At 31.6% G+C, this 26,514-nt stretch carries 34 protein-coding genes and 2 tRNA genes; 23 read left to right on the top strand and 13 right to left on the bottom strand.

Going from position 1 to position 26,514, the window contains the following annotated elements; all coding sequences use genetic code 11:
- The first annotated feature begins 5 nt into the window (after positions 1 to 5).
- From BWZ22_RS16190 to BWZ22_RS16230, 9 genes are all read left to right on the top strand, one after another.
- The gene (locus tag BWZ22_RS16190; protein WP_076702064.1) at positions 6 to 1,316 is read left to right on the top strand and encodes an AarF/ABC1/UbiB kinase family protein; all 1,311 of its coding nucleotides are present in this window, start codon (positions 6 to 8) and stop codon (positions 1,314 to 1,316) included.
- Between the two features lie 64 nt (positions 1,317 to 1,380).
- Entirely contained in the window at positions 1,381 to 2,811 is a 1,431-nt protein-coding gene (locus BWZ22_RS16195) for an SDR family oxidoreductase (RefSeq protein ID WP_076702067.1), read from the top strand.
- A gap of 80 nt (positions 2,812 to 2,891) precedes the next feature.
- Positions 2,892 to 3,113, top strand: coding sequence for a hypothetical protein (locus tag BWZ22_RS16200; RefSeq protein ID WP_076702068.1), 222 nt, complete (start codon positions 2,892 to 2,894; stop codon positions 3,111 to 3,113).
- A 27-nt stretch (positions 3,114 to 3,140) separates the two neighbouring features.
- Positions 3,141 to 3,824, top strand: a complete 684-nt coding sequence (locus tag BWZ22_RS16205) for an SDR family NAD(P)-dependent oxidoreductase (protein ID WP_076702071.1) — start codon at positions 3,141 to 3,143, stop codon at positions 3,822 to 3,824.
- 5 nt (positions 3,825 to 3,829) lie between these two features.
- A complete protein-coding gene (locus BWZ22_RS16210; RefSeq protein WP_076702073.1) occupies positions 3,830 to 4,363 on the top strand; it encodes a glutathione peroxidase in 534 nt (177 codons plus the stop codon).
- Between the two features lie 20 nt (positions 4,364 to 4,383).
- Positions 4,384 to 4,563 carry a Lacal_2735 family protein gene (locus BWZ22_RS16215; RefSeq protein WP_076702075.1) on the top strand — a complete coding sequence of 60 codons (180 nt, stop codon included), beginning with the start codon at positions 4,384 to 4,386 and terminating at the stop codon, positions 4,561 to 4,563.
- Positions 4,547 to 5,011: a TspO/MBR family protein gene (locus BWZ22_RS16220; protein ID WP_076702077.1), complete on the top strand. Its 465-nt coding sequence runs from the start codon at positions 4,547 to 4,549 to the stop codon at positions 5,009 to 5,011. The genes BWZ22_RS16215 and BWZ22_RS16220 overlap by 17 nt, the downstream gene beginning before the upstream one ends.
- 1 nt (position 5,012) lies before the next feature.
- Positions 5,013 to 5,480, top strand: coding sequence for an SRPBCC family protein (locus BWZ22_RS16225; protein ID WP_076702597.1), 468 nt, complete (start codon positions 5,013 to 5,015; stop codon positions 5,478 to 5,480).
- A 174-nt stretch (positions 5,481 to 5,654) separates the two neighbouring features.
- Positions 5,655 to 5,873, top strand: a complete 219-nt coding sequence (locus BWZ22_RS16230) for a hypothetical protein (RefSeq protein ID WP_076702080.1) — start codon at positions 5,655 to 5,657, stop codon at positions 5,871 to 5,873.
- 76 nt (positions 5,874 to 5,949) lie between these two features.
- Here BWZ22_RS16230 and murA read toward each other — a convergent pair whose 3' ends face one another.
- From murA to BWZ22_RS16245, 3 genes are all read right to left on the bottom strand, one after another.
- Positions 5,950 to 7,260: a UDP-N-acetylglucosamine 1-carboxyvinyltransferase gene (gene murA, locus BWZ22_RS16235; RefSeq protein WP_076702083.1), complete on the bottom strand. Its 1,311-nt coding sequence runs from the start codon at positions 7,258 to 7,260 to the stop codon at positions 5,950 to 5,952.
- Between the two features lie 7 nt (positions 7,261 to 7,267).
- Positions 7,268 to 7,897, bottom strand: a complete 630-nt coding sequence (locus BWZ22_RS16240; protein ID WP_076702085.1) for a DUF4290 domain-containing protein — start codon at positions 7,895 to 7,897, stop codon at positions 7,268 to 7,270.
- Positions 7,898 to 7,963: 66 nt separating this feature from the next.
- A complete protein-coding gene (locus BWZ22_RS16245; protein WP_076702087.1) occupies positions 7,964 to 8,257 on the bottom strand; it encodes a DUF493 family protein in 294 nt (97 codons plus the stop codon).
- Positions 8,258 to 8,447: 190 nt separating this feature from the next.
- Between BWZ22_RS16245 and BWZ22_RS16250 the strand changes: the two genes are divergently transcribed.
- From BWZ22_RS16250 to BWZ22_RS16270, 5 genes are all read left to right on the top strand, one after another.
- Complete coding sequence (locus BWZ22_RS16250) at positions 8,448 to 8,981, top strand: AAA family ATPase (protein WP_076702089.1); 534 nt, start codon at positions 8,448 to 8,450, stop codon at positions 8,979 to 8,981.
- Positions 8,982 to 8,987: 6 nt separating this feature from the next.
- Positions 8,988 to 10,892 (top strand): ATP-dependent DNA helicase RecQ, encoded by a 1,905-nt coding sequence (locus tag BWZ22_RS16255; RefSeq protein ID WP_076702092.1) that lies wholly within the window; start codon positions 8,988 to 8,990, stop codon positions 10,890 to 10,892.
- Positions 10,889 to 11,836: a methionyl-tRNA formyltransferase gene (gene fmt / locus BWZ22_RS16260; RefSeq protein WP_076702095.1), complete on the top strand. Its 948-nt coding sequence runs from the start codon at positions 10,889 to 10,891 to the stop codon at positions 11,834 to 11,836. The genes BWZ22_RS16255 and fmt overlap by 4 nt, the downstream gene beginning before the upstream one ends.
- A 188-nt stretch (positions 11,837 to 12,024) precedes the next feature.
- Positions 12,025 to 12,297, top strand: a complete 273-nt coding sequence (locus tag BWZ22_RS16265) for an HU family DNA-binding protein (RefSeq protein ID WP_076702097.1) — start codon at positions 12,025 to 12,027, stop codon at positions 12,295 to 12,297.
- Positions 12,298 to 12,423: 126 nt separating this feature from the next.
- Positions 12,424 to 12,987, top strand: a complete 564-nt coding sequence (locus tag BWZ22_RS16270) for a YqgE/AlgH family protein (RefSeq protein WP_076702100.1) — start codon at positions 12,424 to 12,426, stop codon at positions 12,985 to 12,987.
- On the opposite strand, the gene BWZ22_RS16275 is transcribed toward BWZ22_RS16270, so the two are convergent.
- Positions 12,984 to 13,826 carry an aminotransferase class IV gene (locus tag BWZ22_RS16275; RefSeq protein ID WP_076702102.1) on the bottom strand — a complete coding sequence of 281 codons (843 nt, stop codon included), beginning with the start codon at positions 13,824 to 13,826 and terminating at the stop codon, positions 12,984 to 12,986. The genes BWZ22_RS16270 and BWZ22_RS16275 overlap by 4 nt on opposite strands.
- Before the next feature lie 65 nt (positions 13,827 to 13,891).
- Complete coding sequence (locus BWZ22_RS16280; protein ID WP_076702104.1) at positions 13,892 to 14,284, bottom strand: START-like domain-containing protein; 393 nt, start codon at positions 14,282 to 14,284, stop codon at positions 13,892 to 13,894.
- Positions 14,285 to 14,414: 130 nt separating this feature from the next.
- Between BWZ22_RS16280 and BWZ22_RS16285 the strand changes: the two genes are divergently transcribed.
- Both BWZ22_RS16285 and BWZ22_RS16290 read left to right on the top strand, forming a co-directional pair.
- Positions 14,415 to 14,488: transfer RNA gene (locus tag BWZ22_RS16285), tRNA-Met, on the top strand.
- A 54-nt stretch (positions 14,489 to 14,542) separates the two neighbouring features.
- Entirely contained in the window at positions 14,543 to 14,848 is a 306-nt protein-coding gene (locus BWZ22_RS16290; protein ID WP_076702106.1) for a hypothetical protein, read from the top strand.
- On the opposite strand, the gene BWZ22_RS16295 is transcribed toward BWZ22_RS16290, so the two are convergent.
- Positions 14,845 to 15,093: a hypothetical protein gene (locus BWZ22_RS16295; protein ID WP_076702109.1), complete on the bottom strand. Its 249-nt coding sequence runs from the start codon at positions 15,091 to 15,093 to the stop codon at positions 14,845 to 14,847. The two genes, BWZ22_RS16290 and BWZ22_RS16295, sit on opposite strands and share 4 nt — an antisense overlap.
- 297 nt (positions 15,094 to 15,390) lie before the next feature.
- A complete protein-coding gene (locus tag BWZ22_RS16700) occupies positions 15,391 to 15,555 on the bottom strand; it encodes a hypothetical protein (RefSeq protein WP_157607994.1) in 165 nt (54 codons plus the stop codon).
- Positions 15,556 to 15,894: 339 nt separating this feature from the next.
- On the opposite strand from BWZ22_RS16700, the gene BWZ22_RS16300 reads away from it, so the two are divergent.
- Positions 15,895 to 16,581: a hypothetical protein gene (locus tag BWZ22_RS16300; protein ID WP_076702111.1), complete on the top strand. Its 687-nt coding sequence runs from the start codon at positions 15,895 to 15,897 to the stop codon at positions 16,579 to 16,581.
- Between the two features lie 164 nt (positions 16,582 to 16,745).
- Here the strand turns inward: BWZ22_RS16300 and BWZ22_RS16305 are convergent, their stop codons facing one another.
- From BWZ22_RS16305 to BWZ22_RS16325, 5 genes are all read right to left on the bottom strand, one after another.
- On the bottom strand, positions 16,746 to 16,991 hold the full coding sequence (locus BWZ22_RS16305; RefSeq protein WP_076702113.1) for a hypothetical protein: 246 nt from the start codon (positions 16,989 to 16,991) through the stop codon (positions 16,746 to 16,748).
- A 7-nt stretch (positions 16,992 to 16,998) separates the two neighbouring features.
- Positions 16,999 to 17,841 (bottom strand): nucleotidyl transferase AbiEii/AbiGii toxin family protein, encoded by an 843-nt coding sequence (locus tag BWZ22_RS16310; RefSeq protein ID WP_076702115.1) that lies wholly within the window; start codon positions 17,839 to 17,841, stop codon positions 16,999 to 17,001.
- The gene (locus tag BWZ22_RS16315) at positions 17,819 to 18,823 is read right to left on the bottom strand and encodes a type IV toxin-antitoxin system AbiEi family antitoxin (RefSeq protein ID WP_076702117.1); all 1,005 of its coding nucleotides are present in this window, start codon (positions 18,821 to 18,823) and stop codon (positions 17,819 to 17,821) included. Before BWZ22_RS16315 ends, BWZ22_RS16310 begins: the two co-directional genes overlap by 23 nt.
- Before the next feature lie 1,462 nt (positions 18,824 to 20,285).
- Positions 20,286 to 20,358, bottom strand: a tRNA-Gly gene (locus tag BWZ22_RS16320).
- 49 nt (positions 20,359 to 20,407) lie between these two features.
- On the bottom strand, positions 20,408 to 20,833 hold the full coding sequence (locus tag BWZ22_RS16325) for a GNAT family N-acetyltransferase (protein WP_076702119.1): 426 nt from the start codon (positions 20,831 to 20,833) through the stop codon (positions 20,408 to 20,410).
- Positions 20,834 to 20,972: 139 nt separating this feature from the next.
- Here BWZ22_RS16325 and BWZ22_RS16330 point away from each other — a divergent pair, with 139 nt between their 5' ends.
- Positions 20,973 to 21,740: a M48 family metalloprotease gene (locus tag BWZ22_RS16330; protein WP_076702122.1), complete on the top strand. Its 768-nt coding sequence runs from the start codon at positions 20,973 to 20,975 to the stop codon at positions 21,738 to 21,740.
- Between the two features lie 70 nt (positions 21,741 to 21,810).
- Here the strand turns inward: BWZ22_RS16330 and BWZ22_RS16335 are convergent, their stop codons facing one another.
- A complete protein-coding gene (locus tag BWZ22_RS16335; RefSeq protein ID WP_076702124.1) occupies positions 21,811 to 22,215 on the bottom strand; it encodes an ankyrin repeat domain-containing protein in 405 nt (134 codons plus the stop codon).
- A 250-nt stretch (positions 22,216 to 22,465) separates the two neighbouring features.
- Here BWZ22_RS16335 and gpmI point away from each other — a divergent pair, with 250 nt between their 5' ends.
- The 5 genes from gpmI to BWZ22_RS16360 all read left to right on the top strand — a co-directional run bounded on the left by gpmI (position 22,466) and on the right by BWZ22_RS16360 (position 26,514).
- Positions 22,466 to 23,983 carry a 2,3-bisphosphoglycerate-independent phosphoglycerate mutase gene (gpmI, locus tag BWZ22_RS16340; protein ID WP_076702126.1) on the top strand — a complete coding sequence of 506 codons (1,518 nt, stop codon included), beginning with the start codon at positions 22,466 to 22,468 and terminating at the stop codon, positions 23,981 to 23,983.
- A gap of 118 nt (positions 23,984 to 24,101) precedes the next feature.
- Complete coding sequence (locus BWZ22_RS16345) at positions 24,102 to 24,503, top strand: BT0820 family HAD-type phosphatase (RefSeq protein WP_076702128.1); 402 nt, start codon at positions 24,102 to 24,104, stop codon at positions 24,501 to 24,503.
- 44 nt (positions 24,504 to 24,547) lie between these two features.
- On the top strand, positions 24,548 to 25,366 hold the full coding sequence (map, locus tag BWZ22_RS16350; RefSeq protein ID WP_076702131.1) for a type I methionyl aminopeptidase: 819 nt from the start codon (positions 24,548 to 24,550) through the stop codon (positions 25,364 to 25,366).
- 5 nt (positions 25,367 to 25,371) lie between these two features.
- Positions 25,372 to 26,136 carry a class I SAM-dependent methyltransferase gene (locus BWZ22_RS16355; protein ID WP_076702133.1) on the top strand — a complete coding sequence of 255 codons (765 nt, stop codon included), beginning with the start codon at positions 25,372 to 25,374 and terminating at the stop codon, positions 26,134 to 26,136.
- Positions 26,137 to 26,145: 9 nt separating this feature from the next.
- A complete protein-coding gene (locus BWZ22_RS16360; RefSeq protein ID WP_076702135.1) occupies positions 26,146 to 26,514 on the top strand; it encodes a DUF423 domain-containing protein in 369 nt (122 codons plus the stop codon).

Here is a 26,514-nt window from a genome sequence, read left to right on the forward strand (position 1 = left end):
CTACTATGAAAACCATTGATAATATACCCACATCTAAAATTCAACGAGCAACCAAATTGGTTTCTACCGGTGCAAAAGTTGGTGTAAACTATTTAAAATATTATGGCGATAAAATTGTAAATACCGAAGAAGAAGCAAAAAAGCGTTTAAATAAAAAAAATGCGTCAGACATTTACAACGGGTTAAAACAATTAAAAGGCAGTGCTCTTAAAGTGGCTCAAATGCTTAGCATGGAAAAAAGTATTTTACCTCAGGCTTATGTTGAGAAATTCTCTCTAGCCCAGTTTTCTGTACCACCCTTATCGCCTCCTCTAGTTATAAAAACATTTAAAAAATATTTTGGTAAACACCCCAATGAATTATTTGATACTTTCAATGCAACTTCTGTGAATGCTGCAAGCATCGGTCAGGTGCACATAGCAACTAAGAATGGGAAAAAACTTGCTGTGAAAATCCAATATCCAGGAGTTGCAAAAAGTATTGCATCAGATTTAGCCATGGTTAAACCTGTTGCCATGAGTATGTTTAATATTAAAGGAAAAGATTCTGATAAATACTTCAAAGAAGTAGAGCATAAACTTATTGAGGAAACCAACTATATTTTAGAGCTGCAACAAAGCAAAGAAATTGCCTCCGCTTGTACCCACATTAACAATTTAAGATTTCCTGAATATTACCAAGCATTATCTTCTGAACGTATTATTACCATGGATTATATGGATGGCGAACACCTTTCAGAATTTACATTGCACAATACCAATCAAGATACTGCAAATAAATTAGGACAAGCCCTTTGGGATTTTTACATGTACCAAATTCATAATTTAAAAAAGGTACATGCAGATCCACATCCTGGGAATTTTCTAATTTCTAAAAAAGGTGAATTAATAGCTTTAGATTTTGGGTGCATGAAATCTATTCCGGTTGAATTTTACATCCCTTATTTTGAATTAGCAAAACAAAAAAACATTGCTAATCCCGATTTTTTTATAGCTAAACTTCATGAGCTAGAAATTTTAAAAGCTAGTGATTCTAAAGAAGAAAAAGAATTTTTTACTAATATGTTTCACGAGATGCTAAGTTTGTTTACCCAACCTTTTCATCAAGAAAATTTCGACTTTTCTAATGCAGATTTCTTTGGGAAAATCGCACAATTAGGAGAACGCTATTCTAAAAATACCGATTTAAAAAAGATGAATGGTAACCGTGGTTCTAAACATTTCATTTATATAAATAGAACATTTTTTGGTTTGTATAATTTAATGTTCGATTTAAAAGCGCAAAACATCAAAATAAACAACTACTTAAAATTATAATACTTAACAAAAATTAAAAATAACGCTACGGATGCAAAAACCCCAAGGCATTAATACAAAATAAATGACTATTCTAGTAACAGGAGCTACCGGCTACATAGGCAAACGCTTAATACCTTTGTTATTAAACCAAGGGCATAAGGTGGTTTGTGTGGTTCGCGATAAATTACGTGCCGATAAAAGTTACATAGAAGACCAAAATGTTTTAGTTATTGAAGCTGATTTTTTAAACCTTAAAACACTAAAAAACATTCCCCAGAATATAGATGTTGCTTATTATTTAATTCATTCTATGTCAAACTCTTCCAAAGATTTTGGGGCTTTAGAAGCACAATGTGCTGTTAACTTTAAAAATTACATAGAAACCACACAAACAAAACAAGTTATATACCTAAGTGGTATAACCAATGAAGATTATCTTTCTAAGCATTTACAATCTAGAAAAAATGTAGAAGATATATTAAAATCTAAAAACTATGCTTTAACCATTTTTAAAGCAGGCATCATAGTGGGTTCAGGGAGTTCTTCTTTTGAAATTATTAGGGATTTAGTTGAAAAACTCCCCATTATGGTAGCTCCAAAATGGTTAGATACCAAAACACAGCCCTTAGCTGTTAGAGATGTTTTAACCTTTTTATTTAGAGCCGCAGGAAATGAAAACGTATTTAACCAAACGTATGATGTTGTTGGCCCAGAAATAATTACATATAAAGAAATGTTACTGCAATTTGCCGAAGTACGAGGTTTAAAACGATATATTTTAACCGTACCAGTAATGACGCCTAAATTATCTTCTTACTGGCTTTATTTTGTAACCTCAACGTCTTACAAGCTAGCCACTACTTTGGTAGCTAGTATGGGCGTACAAATTATAGGTAAACCAAGCAACATTAATACCATTTTAGATGTTAATCCAATTACATACAAAGCGGCCGTAAAACTAGCTTTTGAAAAAATTGAGCAAAATAGTATTGTGTCTAGTTGGAAAGATTCTATGGTTAGTAGTGGCAAATTAAGAAACCGTTTACACCAATACGTGAATGTTCCCAAATTTGGATGCTTTACAGATTATAAAGAGCGCCCCATCATGAATGCAGAAAAAACCATTAATAAAATTTGGAGCATTGGTGGAAAAAACGGCTGGTACTACGGTAATTTTTTATGGCGTACTAGAGGCTATATTGACAAACTTTTTGGTGGTATAGGCTTAAGGCGCGGACGTACTAACCCCAACCAACTAGACGCTGGAGATGCTTTAGACTTTTGGCGTGTTATTTTTGCTAATAAAAAGCAACAAAAGCTGTTGCTATATGCCGAAATGCGTTTACCCGGAGAAGCTTGGTTAGAATTTAAAATAGAAGAAAATAAACTTAAACAAACAGCAACCTTTAGACCGCGCGGACTTTGGGGCAGGTTGTATTGGTACTCTGTATGGCCATTTCATGGCTTAATTTTCTCTGGTATGATTAATAAACTGGCATACGTAGAAAATTAAAGTAGAGCCACCTCTTTTGCATACAGTTAATTTATTACCAATTAATAATATTATAACTAAATTAAAAAATAATTAAACACATGGATATAATAAACAAAGCTTTAGAATTTGAACAAAGAAAATTAAGATCGCTTTCAACAAGTGATCGTGTTAAAATTTCAAGAGAAGCCAAAGCGCTCATTTTAGGTTTAAATCAAATATATAAAGAAAAAAAAGATGAGAAAATTATGGATATCATGAAGCGCTTAACCACTATTAAAAGAAAGGTAGAAAAACGATTAAAAGGTCATATATCTATTTAAGTCAACAAATTAAAAGACCGGGATACAATGAGAACAATTATTGTAATTGGCGGAAGCAAAGGCATAGGTAACGCTATAATTACCAAACTTCTTACTTTCTGCAAAGTGATAAACATAAGTAGAACATCTCCTGAACTAGCACATAAAAATTTAACTCATTTTAGCTGCGATGTTACTCAGGATGAACTCCCTAATATTAAGAATGCAGATACATTAATTTATTGTCCCGGAAGTATAAACTTAAAACCTATTTCTAGGTTATCTATTGATGATTTTAAAAATGATTTTGAAATAAACGTCCTTGGTGCTGTTAAAGCCATTCAAAAATACTTACCCATTCTTAAAAACGCCTATGCTCCCTCAATTCTCATGTTTAGTACTGTTGCAACTAAACTAGGCATGCCTTTTCATGCCAGTATAGCTGTGGCAAAATCTGCTGTAGAAGGTTTAGTGAAATCTTTAGGTGCAGAATTAGCTCCCAAATTTCAAATTAATGCCATAGCCCCAACAATTACCAATACACAATTGGCATCAAAACTACTTAGGAATGACAAGATGATTGAAAATATTAAGAAACGGCACCCTCTTAAAAAATTCTTATCCCCTACTGAAGTAGCTGATATGGCGCTATTTTTAATATCTGATAAAAATACATCTATTTCTGGGCAAATATTTGAAATGGATTGTGGTATAGTAAGTTTTAAAATTTAAATATAATGGATGTACTCAAAACTTTTATAGCCACCCTTGGCAACAAAAAAAAGCCTCATAAACTACCTGTTAATTCTATTTATGATATTAGCATCAATGCTCTTAATGGTAGCCCTATAAATTTATCTAAATTTAAAGGAAAGTATATACTGTTTGTTAATGTTGCCTCTAAATGCGGTTTTACACCACAATACCAAGATTTGCAAAAACTACATGAAACTTACAGCGATAATTTACAAGTTATTGGTGTGCCTTGTAATCAATTTGGAGGACAAGAACCTGGTAATACAGAAGAAATAAAATCGTTTTGCGAAATTAATTATGGTGTTAGTTTTCTAATTACTGAAAAAATAGATGTTAAAGGAAAAAAACAACACGCTTTATACACTTGGTTAACCCAAAAAATTAACAACGGTAAAACAAACTCTAGCGTTAAGTGGAACTTTCAAAAATACTTAGTAGACCCAAATGGTAACTTAATTGATTTCTATTTGCCTTATACCAAACCATTAAGTAAAAACATTATTAAACATTTATAAAAACCAAAAAATATATTGATATGTTCTCATTTTTTAAAAGAAAATCTAAAAAAGAAAAATTAGAAATTAAATTCAAAAAGCTTATGCAAGAATGGCATCAACTATCATCTGTTAATAGAGCTGCTAGTGATGAAACGTATGCAAAAGCCCAATTAGTTGCAGCTCAAATAAAATCTCTTAAACATGAACAACTTGACTAAATACATCATTGTTTTTTTAATTATAAATTTTTTAGCCCTTGCCTTAGGTAATTGGCTCATGGCAGGTGGCCCTCAAAAAGACTGGTATTTATCATTAAACAAAGCACCGTGGACGCCACCTGGGTGGGTATTTGGAGCTGCTTGGTTTACTATTATGGTGTGCTTTTCAATTTTCATGGCCTATCTATACAAGTTACACCCCAAACCCGAAGTTATTATACTGTTTATTGTTCAGTTTTTATTAAATGTAAGTTGGAATTACGTGTTTTTTAATAGGCATTTAATAGGGATTGGATTTATTGTAATCCTCATGCTTACCGCTGTTGTAAGTATATTTATGGTATTATACCAGAAAACTTTAGGCACCACCACCCTACTCATTATACCTTATTTTATTTGGCTATTAATAGCTTCATCTCTTAATGGCTATATTTTCTTTAAAAATTAACATGAAAATTTACACCCTACATAAAACTCAAAAGTTCCCAATTTCAGTTACTGAAGCTTGGGATTTTCTAAGTAATCCAAAAAACTTAAAAACAATAACACCCAATTACATGGGGTTTCACATTCTATCTGGAGCAGATAAAACCATGTATGCTGGTCAAATAATTCAATATATAGTAACACCTGTATTAGGAATTAAAACCAAATGGATTACAGAAATTACTCATTGTAAAGACCAGGTTTATTTTGTTGATGAACAACGTTTTGGCCCTTATGCCCTGTGGCATCATAAGCACTTTTTAAAACCTATTGATGGCGGTGTTGAAATGGAAGATATCATTGATTATAAACTGCCTTTAGGATTTATTGGCCAACTGTTCCACCCTATTTTAGTAAAACCTAAATTAGAAGAAATCTTTAATTATCGCCAGAAAAAATTAATAGCATTGTTTGGAGAATACCAAAACTAAAAATCTGCTACAACATAATTAAGTAATCTATTTAAGTGAATAATTATAAAAAAAGGTTAAATATTTAATTTCGTACAATAAATACTATAAAAAAACATAAGTTTGGGAAATTTTGTTATATTGTGAAAATACAATAAAATTTATTGTAATTAGTATTAATAATTGAAAATGATTATGGAATTGATAGATAAAGCTTTGGAGTTTGAGCAACGCAAACACACTTTTAAAACTACTAGCGAGCGTATTGAATCGTCTCGTGAAGTAAAGGCTCTTATTTTAGAAATAAACAATGTTTATAAAGAAAATAAAGATCCTGAACTTATGGACTTAATGAAACGTTTAACAGTAATAAAACAAAAAATTGAAAAGCGTTTAAAAGGTAGAAATGTATAAATCAATATACACTTTAACCAAAACAAAACGCCTCAATAAAATTGAGGCGTTTTGTTTTTAAGTACTTTAAGAATAGTTATTCTAAACGTTCAATTTTAGCACCAATAGCACGTAAACGTTCATCTATATTTTCGTAACCTCTATCTATTTGTTCTATATTCATTATAGTTGATGTTCCTTTAGCAGATAAGGCTGCAATAAGTAAGGATACACCAGCACGAATATCAGGCGAGGTCATAGTAGTTGCTTTCAAAGTAGATTTAAAATCATGCCCTATTACAGTAGCTCTATGCGGATCGCACAAAATAATTTTAGCCCCCATATCTATTAGTTTATCTACAAAGAATAAGCGGCTTTCAAACATTTTTTGATGGATTAAAACGCTACCTCTTGCTTGGGTTGCTACTACCAAAATTATACTTAATAAATCTGGTGTAAACCCAGGCCACGGTGCATCAGAAACAGTTAAAATAGATCCATCTATAAAACTTTGTATTTCATAGCCATTGGTATGCGCTGGTATATGAATGTCATCGCCTTGTTTTTCAACGGTAATACCTAATTTTCTAAACACATTTGGTATTAATCCTAAATCATCCCAAGAGACATTGGTAATGGTTAATTCGCTTTTGGTCATTGCCGCTAAACCAATCCAACTACCAATTTCAATCATGTCTGGTAGCATGGTGTGCTCTGTACCTCCTAAACTTTCAACACCATCAATAATTAACATATTAGAGCCCACTCCACTAATTTTGGCTCCCATTCTATTTAGCATTTTACAAAGCTGTTGTAAGTAAGGTTCGCAAGCCGCGTTATATATAGTGGTTTGTCCTTCAGCCAAAACCGCTGCCATAACAATATTAGCGGTTCCTGTAACAGAGGCTTCTTCTAGTAACATATAAGTACCTTTAAGTTTTTTGGCTTCTACACCATAAAACTGGTCTTCTTTACTGTAACCAAATTTAGCTCCTAACTTTATAAAACCTTCAAAATGGGTATCTAACCTACGGCGTCCTATTTTATCGCCACCAGGTTTTGGAATATAACCTCTACCAAAGCGTGCCAATAAGGGGCCTACAATCATTATGGAACCACGTAAACCACGACCATCAATTTTAAATTCGTCAGATTCTAAATATTCTAGGTTAAGATGATCTGCTTGAAATGAGTAAGTGCCTTTTGAAAGTTTTTCAACCTTAACACCTAATTTTTTTAGCAGATTAATAAGTTTATTAACATCAACAATATCTGGTATATTATTAATGGTAACTTTTTCTGGAGTTAGTAAAACAGCACATAAAATTTGTAATGCTTCGTTTTTTGCACCTTGTGGTTGTATGCTTCCTTTAAGCTGATGACCACCTTCTATTTTAAATACTCCCATGCTTTAATTAATAGCGTTTTCTTTGTCTGTTCTTTTTATGGTGCTTTTTGCCAGAATACTTGGTTTTAGTTCTTATTAAGCTTGAAGCATCTGATAGATCTTCTTCTGAGTCTCTTAGGTTTATTTTCCCATCAGATAATTCAAATAAATGGTCATATATAACAATATCTTCAACAGTGTCTTTATTCCAATTTAAAAAACACTTTTTCATGTGGTTAGCAATAGTATAAACCAAGGCTTGTTTAAGTTCGCCTTCTTCCCATGTATTTGCCACATCAATCATGGTTTTTATATTGTTTCCGTAAAAACGATATTTTGGATGATTTTGTGGGTATTTTAAAGGCTCTGGGCGTTCTGTTAATAATTCTTTGGTTGGTTTTGTATAGGGAGAATCTACATCTAATTCAAAATTAGACATAATGAACAGCTGATCCCAAAGTTTATGCTGAAAGTCTGGAACATCTCGTAAATGAGGTTGCATATTTCCCATTACAGATATAATGGCTTTAGCTAGTTTATTACGTTCTTCTCTATCTTCAACGGTTTTAGCATGGTTTATCATTTTTTGCATATGACGACCATATTCAGGAATAATTAAGTGCTCCCGTTCTGTATTGTATTCTAAAGTATTTGTCAAAATATTTGTGTGGAATTAAAATTTATGCACGTAGTTATTTATGCTTTTGCAAAATACAAAAAAATTCTAAAGACTTATAACGCCTTCAACTTTTTCTGCAACTTCTTTATACTTTTCTATAACGCTGTTTGGGTCTCTCATTAATAAATTAACAGATACACTGGTGTATTTACCGTTTTTAGACTCAACCGTATTAATAACAGCGCCCATATTATTAAATATAGCTTCTATTTTTGCTATTTTTTTAATATCTGATTTTACAATGAATTTATATAAATATTCTGCTGGCCAACTGGTAGTTTCGTAAAGCTGCCCTCTTAATTTATTATAAAATTCTTCTGATTTTTGTGATGCTTCCATAGCTATTTTATATGCTGCAAATATACACTTTCATGAATTTATTTTGTTGTTTTTTTAATGTTTCATGTAGGCTTGGGTTATAAAAATTAGCTTCTCCTTATATTTTGACGATAATTTAAATTACGTAGATTTAAATTCTATTTTTTTTATCAATTGTAAATTCCGATTTTTACAGATAAATTATAAGGCATTGAGAGCAAAAAAAGTTGTAATTACAGGAGGGCCTGGAACTGGAAAATCTACTATTATAAATGAACTTATTAAAAGAGGGTTTTATTGTTTTGAAGAAATATCAAGACAAGTTACCCGAGAGGCTCAAAAAGAGGGTATAGAGCAGCTTTTTTTAACAAACCCATTATTGTTTAGTGAACGCCTTTTACATGGCAGACACAAACAATTTATTGACGCTTTAAATGCCGATTCTGAGCTTGTTTTTTTAGACCGAGGTGTTCACGATGTGCTAGCCTATATGGATTTTATTGGTGATACTTATCCGCAACATTTTGTTGATGTATGCAATAACAGCACTTATGATAGTGCCTTTATTTTAAAACCTTGGGAAGCTATTTACACTAGCGATAATGAACGTTATGAAAATTTTGAACAGGCATTAAAAATTCACGAACACCTTTTAAACACCTATCAATCTTACAATTACAATTTAATAGATGTACCCTTTGGAACTGTAAAAGAACGTACCGATTTTATTCTAAATTCGCTTTAATGACTTATGGAGCACCCAATTAACATATTAGAGCGTTATTGGCATTTTACTTCTTTTAAAAATAACCAAGAAGCCATTATAGAATCGGTTATTGCAGGAGAAGACACTTTTGTTCTTTTACCCACTGGTGGAGGCAAATCGTTATGTTATCAAATTCCAGCGTTAGCAAAAAAAGGTATTTGTATTGTTATTTCGCCACTTATAGCTTTAATGAAAGACCAAGTACAAACCTTAAACAACAAGGGTATTAAAGCTTTAGCCATAACAAGTGGTATTTCTCATAACGATTTAGATACGCTTTTAGATAATTGTATTTATGGCAATTACAAGTTTTTATATTTATCGCCAGAGCGTTTACAACAAGAGTTGGTACAAGATCGTATTAGGCAAATGCATGTAAACCTTATTGCTGTAGATGAAGCTCATTGTATCTCTCAATGGGGTAATGACTTTAGGCCTGCTTATAAAAACATTGCACTTTTAAGGCAGCTTCAACCTTCTGTAAATGTTGTAGCTTTAACGGCTTCGGCCAAAACGGAAGTAGTAGAAGATATTATTAAAGAACTAGATTTTATTCAACCTAAAATCTTTAAACAATCCTTTCTAAGACCCAATATTGGGTACATGGTTTATCATGAAAATGATAAATATTACAGGTTAGAAACCATTTTAAAAAAATATACGCAATCATCTATTGTATATGTTAGAAATAGAAAATCTACCTTAGAAATTAGTTCTTTTTTAAATTCTAAAAACATTACTGCTACTTATTATCATGGCGGACTCTCAAATGCCGAAAAAGAAACCAATATGGCAGCGTGGTTAAATAACCAAAAACAAGTTATGGTTGCTACAAATGCTTTTGGAATGGGGATTGATAAACCCGATGTAAAAACCGTAATTCATATAAATTTACCCGAAAGTATTGAAAGTTATTTTCAAGAAGCAGGAAGAGCAGGAAGAAATGGTGAAAAATCTTTTGCTGTTATTTTAAAAAATAATAGCGATTTACAATTAGTTAAAAACCAGTTTTTAAATGTTTTACCTACGGTAGATTTTATAAAACAAGTATACCGAAAACTGTGTAATTACTTTCAAATATCATATGGTGAAGGCGCATACACTACGTATGATTTTAACTTTAACACCTTTTGTAAAACCTATAAATTTAGTTCTGTTTTATGTTACAATGCCATTCTAATACTAGATAGAAATAGCATTATTAATCTTTCTAAACAGTTTAAAAACAAGGTTACTGTACAATTTATTATGTCTAACACTGCTATTTTTAATTATTTAGATCATCATCCAGATTTAAACATCATAGTTAAATCTATGCTTAGAATGTATGGCGGTATTTTTGATTACGAAACCAAAATAAATACACTTAAAGTAGCAGAAAAAGCATCGGTTACAGAAGCTACATTAATTAATGCATTACAAAGGTTAGAAAAAGACCACGTTATTAACCTTAATTTAGCCAAAACAGATGCACAAATAACTTTTATTGAACCTAGGGAAGATGAAAAAACTATTAATAGAATTGCCCCTACTGTAAAACAACAAAACCATATAAAACAAGGTCAAGTTAAAGCTATCTTAGATTATATAGAAAATGATAGTGTTTGCAAAAGCATGCAACTTCTCTCCTATTTTGGCGAAAAAGAATTAGCCCCTTGTGGTATTTGTTCCGTGTGTATTTCAACTAAAAAAAAGACCGAAAAAGTTGATTACAACATATTAAAAAACCGTATTATTGAACTCTTAGAACAAGGCGATTTATCATCCAGAGCTATCGTTTCAAAATTACATTGCTCTGAAAAAGATTTAAAAACTACATTAAAACTTTTGTTAGAGCATCATATTATTACAATTACAAAAACAAACACCTATAAATTAAATCCATCATGAAAGATTTAAGTATTGTTTTTATGGGAACTCCAGATTTTGCTGTTGCCACCTTAAAAACGTTAGTAGATAATGATTATAACATTGTAGGGGTAATTACAGCCCCAGACAAACCTGCTGGTAGAGGCAGAAAGCTTAATGAAAGTGCTGTTAAAAAATATGCTAAAGAAAACAACCTTAATATTCTGCAGCCTACCAATTTAAAAAGCGAATCTTTTTTAAAAGAACTAAAAGCACTTAACGCCAACCTTCAAATTGTAGTAGCTTTTAGAATGTTACCTAAAGTAGTTTGGCAAATGCCCAAATATGGTACGTTTAATTTACACGCCTCGTTGTTACCAAACTATCGTGGTGCTGCCCCTATTAATTGGGCTATTATTAATGGCGAAACAAAAACGGGTGTATCAACATTTTTTATTGATGAAAAAATTGATACTGGTGAAATGATTCTTCAAGAAGCCGTTGCCATTGACCCCAAAGAAAATGCAGGTAGTTTACACGATAAATTAATGACTATTGGTAGCCAATTGGTTTTAAAAACCGTTGCTTTAATTGAAAATGGCACCGTTAAAACTACACCTCAGGTTGATACCGATGCCATTAAAACTGCTCACAAACTCAATAGAGACAATTGTAAAATAAATTGGAATGACACCATTGATAATATTTACAATTTAATACGTGGCTTAAGTCCGTATCCAGCCGCTTGGTGTACACTAATTAATGGTGATGACCAATTAGATGTTAAAATTTATGAGGTAGAAAAAGAAATAGAACCCCACACTATGGAGGTTGGCAGCATTATTTCAACCAAAAACCAATTAAAAGTAGCTGTTAAAAATGGGTATATATTAGTGAAGGAAATAAAACTTCCGGGTAAACGTACAATGCATGTAGGAGCTTTACTAAATGGCTATTCTATAGAAAAAAATGCCAAAATGCTCTAAACCCTTACTAACAGTGATATTAGAAAAATATCGGTGAAATACACTACCTTTATTAACAAATACCCTAAGTTATTAACAAATATGGGTTTTTCCCTTGCTATTACTTGCGTGATTACATAATCCGTATAAATTTGTAGAGGATTTAACAAAATTGTTTAACCAATTTATTAATAATTAAACTTTATATTATGAACAAAACAGATTTAATCGATGCTATGGCAGAACATGCAGGAATTACTAAGGCAGCTGCTAAAAAGGCTTTAGAATGTGCTCTTATAGAAATAGAAGGTGCTTTACAAAAAGGTAACAGAGTTTCTTTAGTTGGTTTTGGTTCTTGGTCAGTTTCTAAAAGAGCTGCTAGAGAAGGAAGAAACCCACAAACTGGTGAGACTATCAAAATAAAAGCAAAAAATGTTGTTAAATTTAAAGCTGGTGCAGATTTATCAAACGCTGTAAACTAATTAGTTAACAACTTATTATAACATTAAAAAGCCTTCAAATTTTGAAGGCTTTTTTGTTTCACATTGGTAAATAGTTGCTTTTTTAATAAATAAATACTAGATTTAATTACTAAATCATTAAAAAGCATGATTACAATAAAGCCCAAAAAAGGAAATTTGTTAATCGCTGAGCCTTCCATAATTGGTGATGTTTCTTTTAATCGTTCTATTGTACTTATTGCAGACTATTCAGAAGAAGAAGGTTCTATAGGTTTTATTCTAAATAAGCCCTTAGATTATACTATTAATGAACTAGTTCCTGAAATTAAGTCTGATTTTAAAGTTTACAATGGCGGACCTGTAGAGCAAGACAACCTATATTTTATTCACAAAATACCCGATTTAATACCAAACAGTATTGAAATATCTTTAGGTATATATTGGGGAGGCGATTTTAACAAAGTAGCAGAACTTATTGCTAACCAAAGTATAGACGAGAGAGATATTAAGTTCTTTTTAGGATATTCTGGATGGAGTGCCTATCAGTTAGAAGACGAACTTAGAGCCAACTCTTGGGTAGTTACTGAAAATATTTATAAAAAGAACATTATAGAAAAAGATTACAAATCTTTCTGGAAAGAAAAAATGTTAGAATTTGGTGGTGAATATAGTATTTGGTCTAACGCACCAGAAAACCCAAATTACAACTAATTTAATCTTATTTTAGCGTTTAACTTCCCTATTATTTCTTTAGCAACTCCTGTTGAAAACTGTTTCTTTCGGTATTTTGATATTGGCTGAATACCCACAATGACATTGGTAATAAAAATTTCATCAGCTTTTTGAATCTCAAAAGGCGAAACCGATGCTTCTTCAATTTCATAATTAGGTATTTTACTAAGAATATCTATAATTTGTTTTCGCATAATACCTTTTAAGCAACCATCAGAAATTGGTGGGGTTTTAATAACATTCCCTTTTACTAAAAACACATTACCATTTAAGGCTTCTACAACATGTTTATTGGTATTTAAAATTAAACAGTTATTTAGTTTGTTTTCTTTTGCAAAAATACTACTAACCACATTTAATGCTTTGTTATTAGTTTTTAAGGTTGATAATAAACTTGGAGATAGGTAATAATCTTTAAACAAATCTACTTCATAAAAATCATCACTTAAGGTGTAAAAATCATCTTCTAAAGGTTTAACAGCTACTACAAAGCTAACATTGTTATTTGATGGTGTGTACAAACCTCCTTCCTCTCTAAAAACGGTAAATTTTACTCTAGCAGCAGCCTGCATTAGATTATTTTTTTCTAAAGTTAAAAGCATTTGAGATTCTAAATATTCCATAGTAAAATTCATAGGAATTTCCATTCTCATAATTCTCATAGAAGCCATTAATCTAAAATAATGATCTTCTAAAAATAATATTTTACCATGGCTTGCTTTTATAGTTTCAAAAAGTGCATCGCCATAGGCAAAGCCTCTATTTTCAGTAGAAATAACCTTGTTATTTTCTAAAATAGTACCGTTATAATTTATCATAAAAAAATCCCATTTTCATGGTTATTGAAAACAGGACAAATATAATTTAATTATATGATTTAAACTTATGCTGAACCTAATACCTGCTTTAAATCTGATATTTGATTTTCCCAAAGCATTTTAGCTTCGTCAATTTCATCTTCTTCAGCAAAATCTGTTATCATTAAAGATACGTCTTTGGTAATTTCATCAACTTGAATTCTAATTTCAAAATAATAAGAGGCACCTTCTTCTTCATCGGTTAACCATCTAAATTTAACACGTTCACCACTTTTTTTACTTAACAATTTAGCCTGTTCTTCGCTATCGTCCCAAATAAATGTAAATAACTCACCACGCGAGTTTACGTTATCTGAGAACCATTCTGACAAACCAGAAGGCGTTGAAATATACTGATACAATAACTGCGGCGAAGCCTGAATTGGAAATTCTATATCAAATCTAATTTTATCGTCCATATGTACTTTAAAAATTTAACGTTGCCTAATATATACATTAATTGATAAGTAGCGTAATTTTTTTAATAATATTTTCTTTGACATATATTTGCTGAGATTAATATTGTTTTTATATTTGCAGCCACAAAATGGCGAGGTAGCTCAGTTGGTTAGAGCGTCGGATTCATAACCCGGAGGTCTCGAGTTCAAATCTCGATCTCGCTACAACAGGAAAATCATCTAAAATCAACGGTTTAGTTCACTCTAAACCGTTTTTTTATGGAAAATATTTTAGATTTAATTATGGGACTGTATCGTCCTAGTATCTTTTATATACCTAGTAGTTTATTCCCAAATGCTTCTGAGAAAGCTAAAGAAGGTTTTAAAGAATTTAGAGTTACAGATGAGCTTGCTGTTTTAAAAATAACAGGAGATATTTCATATGTTGAAAACTGTATTCCTACTATAGAACTTCTTAATAAGCAAAACAATTTAGATAATAACATTTTTCAATTACATAAATTTCAAGATCAACTCAAAAAAGATTCTTTTGAATTTATTTTGAATAATGTAAGCTTCCCTTAAAATCGAACTGTTAATTCCTCCAATTTATTTTCATCGTCTCGTGAAAGATGATATTTTGCTTTTTCTTTTAAATAAAAATCTAAACTATCTTGCTCTATTGACCAATCAATACTGTTTTTAGAACCACTTCTTATCTCTAGTTCCTCAATAAAAATTGAGAAATCCTGAAGATACTTAGATTTATTGTTTGGTGAAGAGCAACCAACGAACAAACAAATAACAAGAAAAAAAAATCGATTAATCATAAAAAAATAAACTAAAATTATAATGGTAAAATTAAAATTGTGTGTTCTATTTTTTTTACGGCAAACCGTAATTCAATAAAAAGCGTCTCATTTTAGTGCTTTATAAAAACTGTTAAGTTATATTTCTACGCCTCAAAAAGAACTCGTGTATATAATGTCTCCTCAATCAATTTGTGAATGTCTTTGTTTCTTATTATAAATAGCTGTTTTAGGTGTGAACTCCATATTTAAAACACAAAAAACAAGGAATGATACTAATAATAGTTTCATTCCTCTAAAGTAATAGCCAATGGTGAATTATCCACCTGTATTTGGAGGCGGAGGAGGAATATTCCCTCCATTACCACAACACGCTTCCTCCCCATCTGAAACTACTCCATCAACTTGATTCCCTTCTGGCGTACAAGAAAATAAGACTATATTAAAAAAGAGCATAAACAGTATTAAAGATATTTTATTCATCTTATTTGATTTTTAAAATTTGACAATAGTGCTGCCTGTCGCTTTTTAGCAACAATTTTGTTTCATGACAACACATGAATTAAGTAGTAGAGACGTCTCTCTTATGGGAAGTATGAAGCGTTGAAGTAAAGTGCTATGATTACTTCCCAAAAAACATAGCCGCTCCACTTCTCTACTTCATTAATGAATTGTAAGCTCTTTAAAGATTTATAATTCGAAGACAAAAAAAGAAAGAATAAGCTGTTATGAGTGGAAGTTTAAAGGAAGTAATTAGGAAAATTGTTTCCTGAACGTTTCCTAGAGATTTTTTGTAGATTTATAGCACTTAAACCAAAACTAATGCACAAAGATGTAGTTATTAAAGCCTTTGAAAAGGCACAAAAAGACATACCTGGAAAAACGAGTATAACAAATTGCTCTGAGCATATTTCAACAGTTTTATTGGATGAATTACATTATCAAATCAGTGGAAAAACTTTAAGAAATTTATATAAGGAAGCTACATCGTCTGGAGAAAACGACATAAACATTAACTCAAGACACATAATAAATTTGTGTGATTATTTAGGATATAAGAATTACGAGGATTTTTTAAGCCATAACTCATCAAAATGTAATTCTCAAAAACGAAATACTTTTTTTGATTTTTTAAAAAGAAACAAAGCCAGTTTAATAATAGGTTTTATTGCTGTTTTGTTAGCTTATTTCATTACTTCTTTTAATAAACAAAGGTGGATGATATGGCAAGATACAGAATATGTAGAAGTTGAATTTGACACCGAAAAGTACACTCTTTCACAACTAAGAATATACAATACAGATAGAATTGACAACTTTAAAAAAATTGAACCAAATTGTGAAACACAGTTCTTTAATGAGAAAAATGAACCCCTTATTTGGTATGGCAAAAATTTTGATGGCACCTACGAATATTTTACCGGACTTGGTAAGCATCCACAAACTGGAAAAACCCTAAAAGCTATTACTGTTTATATAATACGAAAGTATATTTGTGATACTTATTAATAAAACTAATACAATTTTAAAAGAATTATTTTTTAGAGATTAAATAAAATCTCTTATATTTAAATTAATTTTTTTACTAACAAAAGTGAACACAAAACTGAACTCGTTTAGGGACACGATTTTTAATATAAACCTCTATAAATTATAGAAAATAAGCTAAATAACTACACTTTTTGTAATTCCAACTTTTGCTTTTTGGGTTTATCGGTTTCATAGTCGGTATAGACAATAGTAAAATCACGTTCCATATCATCTAAATCAAAACCATACTCTTCATTCAGCATCAAAATAACCGATTGTAGGTTGTTTTCTTTGGCGCTAATTTTTTTGGGTTGATTTGTGAGCACACAGAGTAATTGATTATCCTCTAATACTGTGCTGTCTTTTTTCTCTAATATTTCTATTGCCATTGACTGACTATATTTTTATTTGGTTGTTTATATTTTCTATGCTTTTAAAAACCTCTTCATAACTTAAACTCTTATGGGTTTCCAATATTTGATTGATGAGTTTGCTTTCTTCTTTTTTACCCACTTCACTTGAAAGTAACTCCTTAATACTTTGTTTAGCTTCTGGATAGTTTTCTAATACCTGATTGATATGAATCCCCAATAGGACAGCTCCACCCTTAACTATGGTATGGTCATCAGTATAAACTGCTTCAAAATGTTCTAGCGATTCGTCTCGATGGATTTCTAAATAGTTTTGCAGGATAAAAGCGATATCATCGGCATCTTTATTAGTTTTGTGATTTCGGTCTTTCCATGCCACTATTTTAAGGAGCCCTATACCTGCTAAAGATGCTATTTGGATGTCGATATCCTCATCGATATTAACCTTTAATGCGGCATCGTTTACTGCAGGAAAGCCAAGTACGGACATTGCGAATTCTTCGTCTGGGGGCCAGAAGATTTTATCATCTTCTTTCATAATATGACCAAAAGGCACGATATCTAAATCGAACTTGCCTAAATATTGGAAGCGTTGTTTTTGGTCTGGGTCTTTGGTGAAATTGGGTAGTTGTGTGATGCCTTCTTCAACAGTTTTGTATTGCTCCCAATCGTTGATGGTGATGGCAATATCCAAATCGTGTGTTAAACGTCCGGAACTTTCATCATGCAACTCCATAATAATATCACGCGCTGTCGCCCCAATGACAAAAAAGGAAATATCAGATGCCTTGAAATAGTCGGTTAATTCCTGAAGAATAGGCTTTAATAGCGGATGGTTGAATTTTTTACTGGATATGCTGTAACTCATTTTCAAATATTTGATTCGCTATTTCCACATTTCTACCATAGCCGCTATTCATTAAATCGGTATAAATCAATAAGGCTGGCACCGTGCTTTGATTCCAGTTGTTGTTTTGCCAAAACTTTTGGCGCACTTCCACATTACCTGTTTTATCAGGAACTAAACGCAATGTTTTTGCTATTTCAGGTAATTCCAGATTGCTATAGATGGTAAATTCTTGCGGTCTTAAATTATCGGTTAGGATGGCTCCTGCAGGCTCACCACCCCAAAGGATCTCACTACCTGTTTGATTTAAAATTGTGTGACGCCAATTTTGAGCCATATCAGAACCTATAAACTTCATTCGGCTTCTTATAATTCGAGGTTTTAAAACGGTATTGAACTCCACCAACCATCGTTCCAAAAGTTCTTCCTTATTTTTAAGTACTCTTTTATCTTTGGTTTTAATCAAATAATTTAATTCTTCCAGTTCTGCCATCACATTACTTACAGAACCTAAAGATACGCCTACTTTTTCTGCGATTATTCTGTATGAATCCTGTAAGTTTTCAGGTTCGTTTAACAGATGGAAGATTATTTTAACTCCAGCCTCTTGAAAGGCTCTAGATTGATTGGTTTTATGCTTAACCCTTCTTTTTTGACCTTCTACAAAAATCATTACATCGTCTTTACTAATAAAAGCGTTGCCAGCAGTATCTATATAATTAAAGCCCCTCTCCTTTAGCTGTTTTGCCGCCTCTTTAGATATATATTGTGCAATTAATATAATTGGCTTATTACTTCGATTTCTAATTTCTTCAAGCTGTGACAGTACCAATCCCTGATTAGAGGTTCTCATAGCTGATTTAGCCTCTACCACAAACTGCATGTTTTTGATATTCAAAATAGCATCATATTTAGCTCTTGAGGTTTCAATATCAATTGGTATATTGATAACGCTCTCCAAATTTGCTACAGCTTGATAAATAAAATCGTTATTGCGATACATAATCTATTGTTCATTTATTTTTATCGTTCAGTGACAATGAACATTCAAATATATTGAACATTAAATTAAAAAACAAGGAAAACATAAAGGAAAGCAAACATGGTTATATTTCAATACGGAAAAGCGTAAACTAAAGGTCACAAATAATTGAACAAGCTTTTAATTAAATCTTAGGCATCATGTTAATTTCCTGATTGAAATCAAAAAATTACAATCAACGAATTGCTTCAATAATTTTTCTGAGACCCTAGATGTTTGGGTAATGTGCATATATTTTTTTGCAATCATGCCCCCTTCAAATCCTTTTGGACACAAAATCTAACATTCCATTTATAATTTTAAGTTGACTTTGTAATTAAACTTGGTCCATACGCCAATTAACAAAATTAATTGAAGAAAGGATAATCACCCCATACTAAAACATTTAGGAATGAATTTTATATTATTTTTTTAATCATCCGATTCCATTAATTATTACAAATACATTTTTACTATTATCACCTAGTATACCAAAAACCAACTTGTGAAGTAATGGGGCGACAAAAAATCGCAAATTTTGAACAAAAGTAAGCACGTGATTTTATATATTTACTTTTCAAAAAACACTAACAAAAGTGAACACAAAACTGAACACGTTTTGGAACACGATTTTCAATACAGACCTCTATAAATTACAGAAAACAAGGCGAATAACTACCCTTTTTGTAATTCATAACCCGGAGGTCTCGAGTTCAAATCTCGATCTCGCTACAACAGGAAAATCATCCAAAATCAACGGTTTAGTTCACTCTAAACCGTTTTTTTATGGAAAATATTTTAGATTTAATTACGGATCATGACCAAAAGTTGTGTTTTATGCAAAAATTGTAGTTATTCTAAAGAGAAAGAATTGAATCAAGTCCAAAAGTTGTGTGTAGATTGTATAAATAGTTAAATGATTCTCTTAAAAAAGACAACGTATTGAAACTTGCACTAGACACACTAAAAGTTTGTATTGCCTAATAATATTATTGTATTTAATAATCTGTATAGCTATTTTAGGACGGGTCACACTCACTACTCACCACTCACTATTCACTTCTCACTCCTATAGATGTCCTATAGATATCCTATAGATGTCCTATGGATGTCCTATGGATGTCCTATGGATGTCCTATGCTTTACCTATGAGTAAAATTATTGAATTTTCCCAGCTCATAACCAATTGTTGTGTTTAGGAAAAAATTGGTCATAATCCATACAAATGAAGAATTTCGTTAGTTTTAGTGTGTTTCACTAAATCGAAATTGTTAATTAAAAATTCAGGTAAAAACAGTTTTAATAGGTTAAGGTAAGTTCTAATACAATAATTTTAAAACTTCAAAACTAAAACGATCTTTATTCACACACAACTTTTGGGGTTAATCCAAAATAACTAAAAAAATGCAAAAATAAAGGCTGCCTTTTCAGACAGCCTTTTTAGAGCGGGAGACCAGGTTCGAACTGGCGACATTCAGCTTGGAAGGCTGACGCTCTACCAACTGAGCTACTCCCGCCTTTGTGGGTACAAATATAAATAAACTGTTTTATTATATGCAAAAAAACCTACAACTTTTTTAAAAAATGAAAGCCTAAAATTTTAAAGCCTTCATTAAAATAGAATTTGTGAGAGGCACTATTTGATACATAGGTATTTAGCTCCATAACTTCGTAACCTTTATCGTTTACATAATTGTAAATCCAGTCAAAAAATTGCTTCCCCAAACCATTTCCTCTATAACTTTTTTTAATATAAAGATGATCTGGCTCTACACTTCTTCCTGAATAATGTCTTGTACAAAACCACAAACCACAAACTCCAACCAATTTTTCATTATCATAAACAACGGCGCATTCATAGTTATTAGAAATCATTTCTGAAAAACGCTGTTTTAAAATGGTTTTTGAAATTTTGCCTTCATTAAGTTTATAAACCAATGGTACAACAGTGTGTATTTTTTCTTTATCTAGAATTTTAAAGATGTATGACATAAACTTATTTTTAAAAAACACCAAAGCAAATGTAAGTGACTTTTATTAAAACTAGTGTCTTAATATTACAAACAAACATGATTTATAACTTACACTAATATATTTTGTAAATTTAGTACCCTAATAGATATTATTAAATATGAGAGGAAGAAATCTTAAAATTAGATTATTAATAGGTGCTGCTATTGCTATATTTTTTGTATTAAAAAGATGTAGTCAACGAGAAGTTAACCCATATACAGGACGTACCCAAACTATTTCTATGAACGCCAATGAAGAAATTGCTATTGGCTTACAAAGTGCTCCTCAAATGGCAGAACAACATGGTGGTTTATATCCTAACAACGAATATCAAGCATTTGTTGATAATGTTGGTAACAAATTAGTTAATAATAGTATTGCTAAAGAAACGCCTTATAAATACGAATTTCATTTACTTGCAGATGCAAACACAATTAACGCTTTTGCGCTTCCTGGAGGACAAATTTTTATTACCTATGCTTTATTTTCTAAACTAGAAAATGAAGACCAATTAGCAGGTGTTTTAGGGCATGAAATAGGTCATGTTTTAGGGAGACATAGTGCAGAACGTATAGCAGAAAGCGAATACTGGCAAGGTTTAGCAACTGCTGGCTCTGTTGGTGCAGACATGGGAGGTTTAGTTAGCGGTATTGGTCAGCAAACATTACTTACTAATGGTAGAGATGATGAATTAGAAAGTGATGATTTAGGAGTACTCCTTATGTTAAAATCTGGGTATAACCCAGAGGAAATGATTGGAGTTATGGAAATTTTAAAAGCCGCCGCAGGTCCTAACAGAGTTCCTGAATTCCAAAGTACACACCCAGACCCTGACAATAGAATTGAAAAAATAAAAGAAGCTATAAATAAATATAAAAACCAATAAAAAAAGCCTCGGTTCCCGGGGCTTTTTTTAGACTAACTAACTCAAAATAATTACATAAAAATTATTATAATTACTTTCTCTTTTTCTTCTTTAAACTTTCTTTAATAATAGCTGCGGCTTCATTAGCACCATGTAATTCGGCATATTTAAGCGCTGTATAATTTCTATTAGAACATCTCAATTTTAAATTAGCTCCCTTTTCAATTAAAAGCTTTAAAATTTCAGTTCTGTTAAATTTTGCTGCATACATTGCAGGAGTCATTCCGTTAGAGCGTTGATTTACATCTGCGCCTCTTTCAATGAGTTTCTTTACTGTATCAAAATCGCCTTTAGCAATAGATACACAAAAAGAATTTACTTTAAAAAAATACTCAAAAGAACTATTGTTATCAATAGTTGAAGTAGCAGAATTTGCGTTAACCGAAACAACGGCAACACACAAAGCAAGTGCGGTGGTAATGATTGTTTTTTTCATGATGAAAGGTTTTAATTTGATTAATATAATTCGTTTCTTGATACACTAAAGAGACGATTATTTTTTGAAATTGTTACACGCTTTCTTTTTTATAACACTTTTTTAACGTTCATTTTACAAACTATTAACGAAAACGTTTTCTTTAAAAACTTTATGAAAAAGCTAGAAAAATTAAGGTTTTTCAGCGTTTTTTATACACGCTATTAAAGCAAACTTCTGTATCTTTGTGTAGTCTTAAAATTTATTAAAAATGAACAAAAAAGTTATCTTAATGATACTAGATGGCTGGGGAAATTCTCCCGATCCAAAAGTATCTGCAATAGACCATGCTAATACACCTTTTATAGATGCTCTTTACACCAAATACCCATACGCTACTTTAAGAACAGACGGACTTCATGTTGGGCTTCCCGAAGGGCAAATGGGAAATAGCGAAGTTGGACACATGAATCTTGGAGCCGGCAGAATTGTATATCAAGATTTGGTTAAAGTTAATTTAGCTGTTGAAAACAAAACACTTAACAACGAAAAAGTATTAGTTGATGCTTTTAATTACGCTAAAGAAAACAATAAAAATGTTCATTTTTTAGGTTTATTAAGTGATGGTGGTGTTCATTCCCATATTAATCATTTATTAGGGTTAATTGATGCTGCTAACGATTTTGGTATTGAAAACTCTTATGTTCATGGCTTTACAGACGGTAGAGATGTAGACCCTAAATCTGGTGCAGGATTTGTAAAACAACTACAAAATCATATTGAAAATACAAACACCCAAATAGCTAGTGTTTCAGGACGTTATTATGCCATGGATAGAGATAAACGTTGGGAACGCATTAAACTAGTTTATGACGCGCTAGTAAATGGCAATGGCGTAACTTCAACAGATATTATTGGCAGTATTGAAGAAAACTACGCCAATGATGTAACCGATGAGTTTATTAAACCCATAGTAGCCGTTAACAATGATAACAAACCTGTTGCTACTATTAAAGAAGATGACGTGATTATCTTTTTTAATTTTAGAACAGACCGCGGACGTGAATTAACTGAAGCTTTATCGCAAACTGATTTTCCTGAGCATAATATGAAAAAACTTAAATTATATTATGTTACACTCACAAATTATAATGACACTTATAAGAACATTAACGTAATTTTCAATAAAGAGAATTTAACAGAAACTTTAGGTGAAGTTTTAGAAAAAAATAACAAGAAACAAATAAGAATTGCTGAAACCGAAAAATACCCACACGTAACATTCTTCTTTTCTGGCGGACGTGAAGAACCTTTTAAAGGCGAAAAACGTATTTTAAGAAACTCTCCAAAAGTTGCTACTTACGATTTAAAACCAGAAATGAGTGCCTATGAATTACGTGATGCTTTAATTCCAGAATTAGAAAAAGGTGATGTAGATTTTGTTTGCTTAAACTTTGCTAATGGTGATATGGTTGGGCATACTGGTGTTATGGAAGCTGCAATAAAAGCCTGCGAAGCTGTTGATGAATGTGTTAAAGATGTGGTTACAACTGCTTTAGAAAATGATTACACAACACTTTTAATAGCAGATCATGGTAACTGTGAAACCATGATTAACCCTGATGGTACACCAAATACCGCTCATACAACCAACCCTGTTCCTGTTATTTTAATTGATAAAGAATTAACAGAAATTAAAGATGGTATTTTAGGTGATATGGCACCTACCATTTTAAAACTTATGGGAGTTAAACAGCCAGAAGCTATGACACAACACGCTTTAATATAGTTACAAACTCCTCATTATATAATTAAAAACCTCGCATATTTGCGGGGTTTTGTTTTTACCTTAATATCAAAAAATCTCTCATAAAAAATATTGTATTTTTGCGTAAACTCAAGTCTAAATGAATTTCAGCAAACACTTAATTATTGCAGTAGATTTTGATGGTACCATTGTAGAAGATGCTTACCCTGGTATTGGTAAACCTAAGTTATTTGCTTTTGAAACCTTAAAAAAACTACAAGATAAAGGCCACAGACTTATTTTATGGACCTACAGACATGGCTCTAAACTTGATGAGGCTGTAAACTTTTGCAAAGAACATGGCATTCATTTTTATGCCGTAAATAAAAGCTTTCCTGAAGAAAACTTTAATAACGATGTAAGCCGAAAAATTCATGCAGACATTTTTATTGATGACAGAAACTTTGGTGGATTTCCTGGTTGGGGAGAAATTTACCAACAACTAACAAACACTACGCCTAAACTTCAAAAGAAAAAAGGATTTTTAGGATTGTTTAAATAATCTTTTTTACATATTTAGAGTATCTTTGCCATTATTTTTGAAGTATGATAGTAATAAAAACTAAAGAAGAAATTGAGTTAATGCGCGAAAGTGCACTAATAGTATCTAAAACATTAGGAGTTTTAGCTAAAGAAATAAAGCCTGGTGTTACCACTTTACAATTAGACAAAATTGCAGAAGAACATATAAGAGACCACGGTGCAGAACCCGGTTTTTTAGGGTTATATGATTTCCCTAACACGCTCTGTATGAGTCCTAATGAGCAGGTAGTTCATGGTATTCCCAATGCAACCCCTTTAGAAGAAGGCGATATTATTTCTATAGATTGTGGCGCACTAAAAAATGGATTTTACGGAGACCACGCCTATACTTTTGCTGTTGGAAATATAGATTCTGAAACCGAAAAACTATTAAAAATCACTAAAGAATCACTATATGTTGGTATTAGAGAATTTAAAGCTAATAACCGCGTTGGTGATGTAGGTTACGCTATTCAACAATACTGTGAAGCCCATGGTTACGGTGTTGTTAGAGAATTGGTTGGTCATGGATTAGGTAAAAAAATGCATGAAGATCCTGAAATGCCAAACTATGGCAGACGCGGAAAAGGGAAAAAATTTATTGAAGGTATGGTAGTAGCTATAGAACCTATGATTAATATGGGTACACACCGTATAAAACAACATAGAGATGGTTGGACTATTACTACATTAGATAAAAAACCTAGTGCACACTTTGAGCATGATGTAGCTTTAGTTGATGGTAAACCAGAACTGCTTTCAACATTTGCTTATATATATGATGCCTTAGGAATTGAAAGTGATGAAGAAGCCGAATTTAGGCAAGAAGCCCTAGTGCTTTAATACCCATGAAAAAACTTTTTAGGCTTGTATTAAACTTAGTACCTAGACCTATTTTAATTAGGTTAAGTTACCTAGTTAGACCTATTTTAGCTTTCTTTTTAAAGGGAAATAACTTTACTGACCCTATTGATAATAAAGGTTTTAAATCTTTCTTACCGTATGGTTATGGCAACCAACGTAATAATGTGCTTTCACCCTCTACCCTTTCATTAGAAAGACACAGATTACTTTGGCTATATTTAAAAAATGAAACCAATTTTTTTACTTCGCCAAAAAAAGTGCTTCACTTTGCCCCTGAACAAGCGTTTTATAAAAGGTTTAAAAAAATGGCAAATTTAGACTATGTTACTACAGATTTAAATTCGCCTTTAGCCGATGTAAAAGCCGATATTTGTAACCTTCCTTTTAAAGATAATGAGTTTGATGTTATTTTATGCAATCATGTTTTAGAACATATTCCTAATGACACCAAAGCTATGGAAGAGTTATTTAGAGTTTTAAAAGTTGGTGGCATGGGCATCTTTCAAATACCACAAGATTTGTCTAGAAAAACAACTTTTGAAGACAACAGCATTACCGATAAAAAGGAACGCGCAAAAATATTTGGACAGTATGATCATGTTAGGGTGTATGGACGCGATTACTTTAATAAACTAAGAAGTATTGGCTTTAAAGTTGATGAAGTTGATTATACCTCTCAATTTTCAGAAAAAGAAATTGAAAGATATTGTTTAGCTAAAGGAGAAATAATTCCAGTTGTTTACAAATAATTTAAAGCCATGACTCAAGATATTATTATTATTACTGGAGCCCTATTTGGTATGCTATCAGTAGTTTTTGGTGCCTTTGGCGCACATGCTTTAAAGAAAATATTATCTAAAGAGCAATTAAAAAGTTTTGAAACCGGTGTAAAGTACCAAATGTATCATGCGTTAGCACTACTAATGTTAGGTTTTAACTTTAATTATTGTACACAAGCTATGTATTGGTGTTTTACTTTAGGCATCATCTTTTTTTCATTTAGCATTTACGGGTTGGTTTTAAGTGATGCTAAAGGAAATAAGCTTAGGTTGTTAGGACCAATTACACCTTTGGGTGGTTTACTTCTAATTATTGGATGGGTACAAATTATACTTAATCTTTTATAG

The organism is Seonamhaeicola sp. S2-3, assembly GCF_001971785.1.
GTDB lineage: Bacteria > Bacteroidota > Bacteroidia > Flavobacteriales > Flavobacteriaceae > Seonamhaeicola.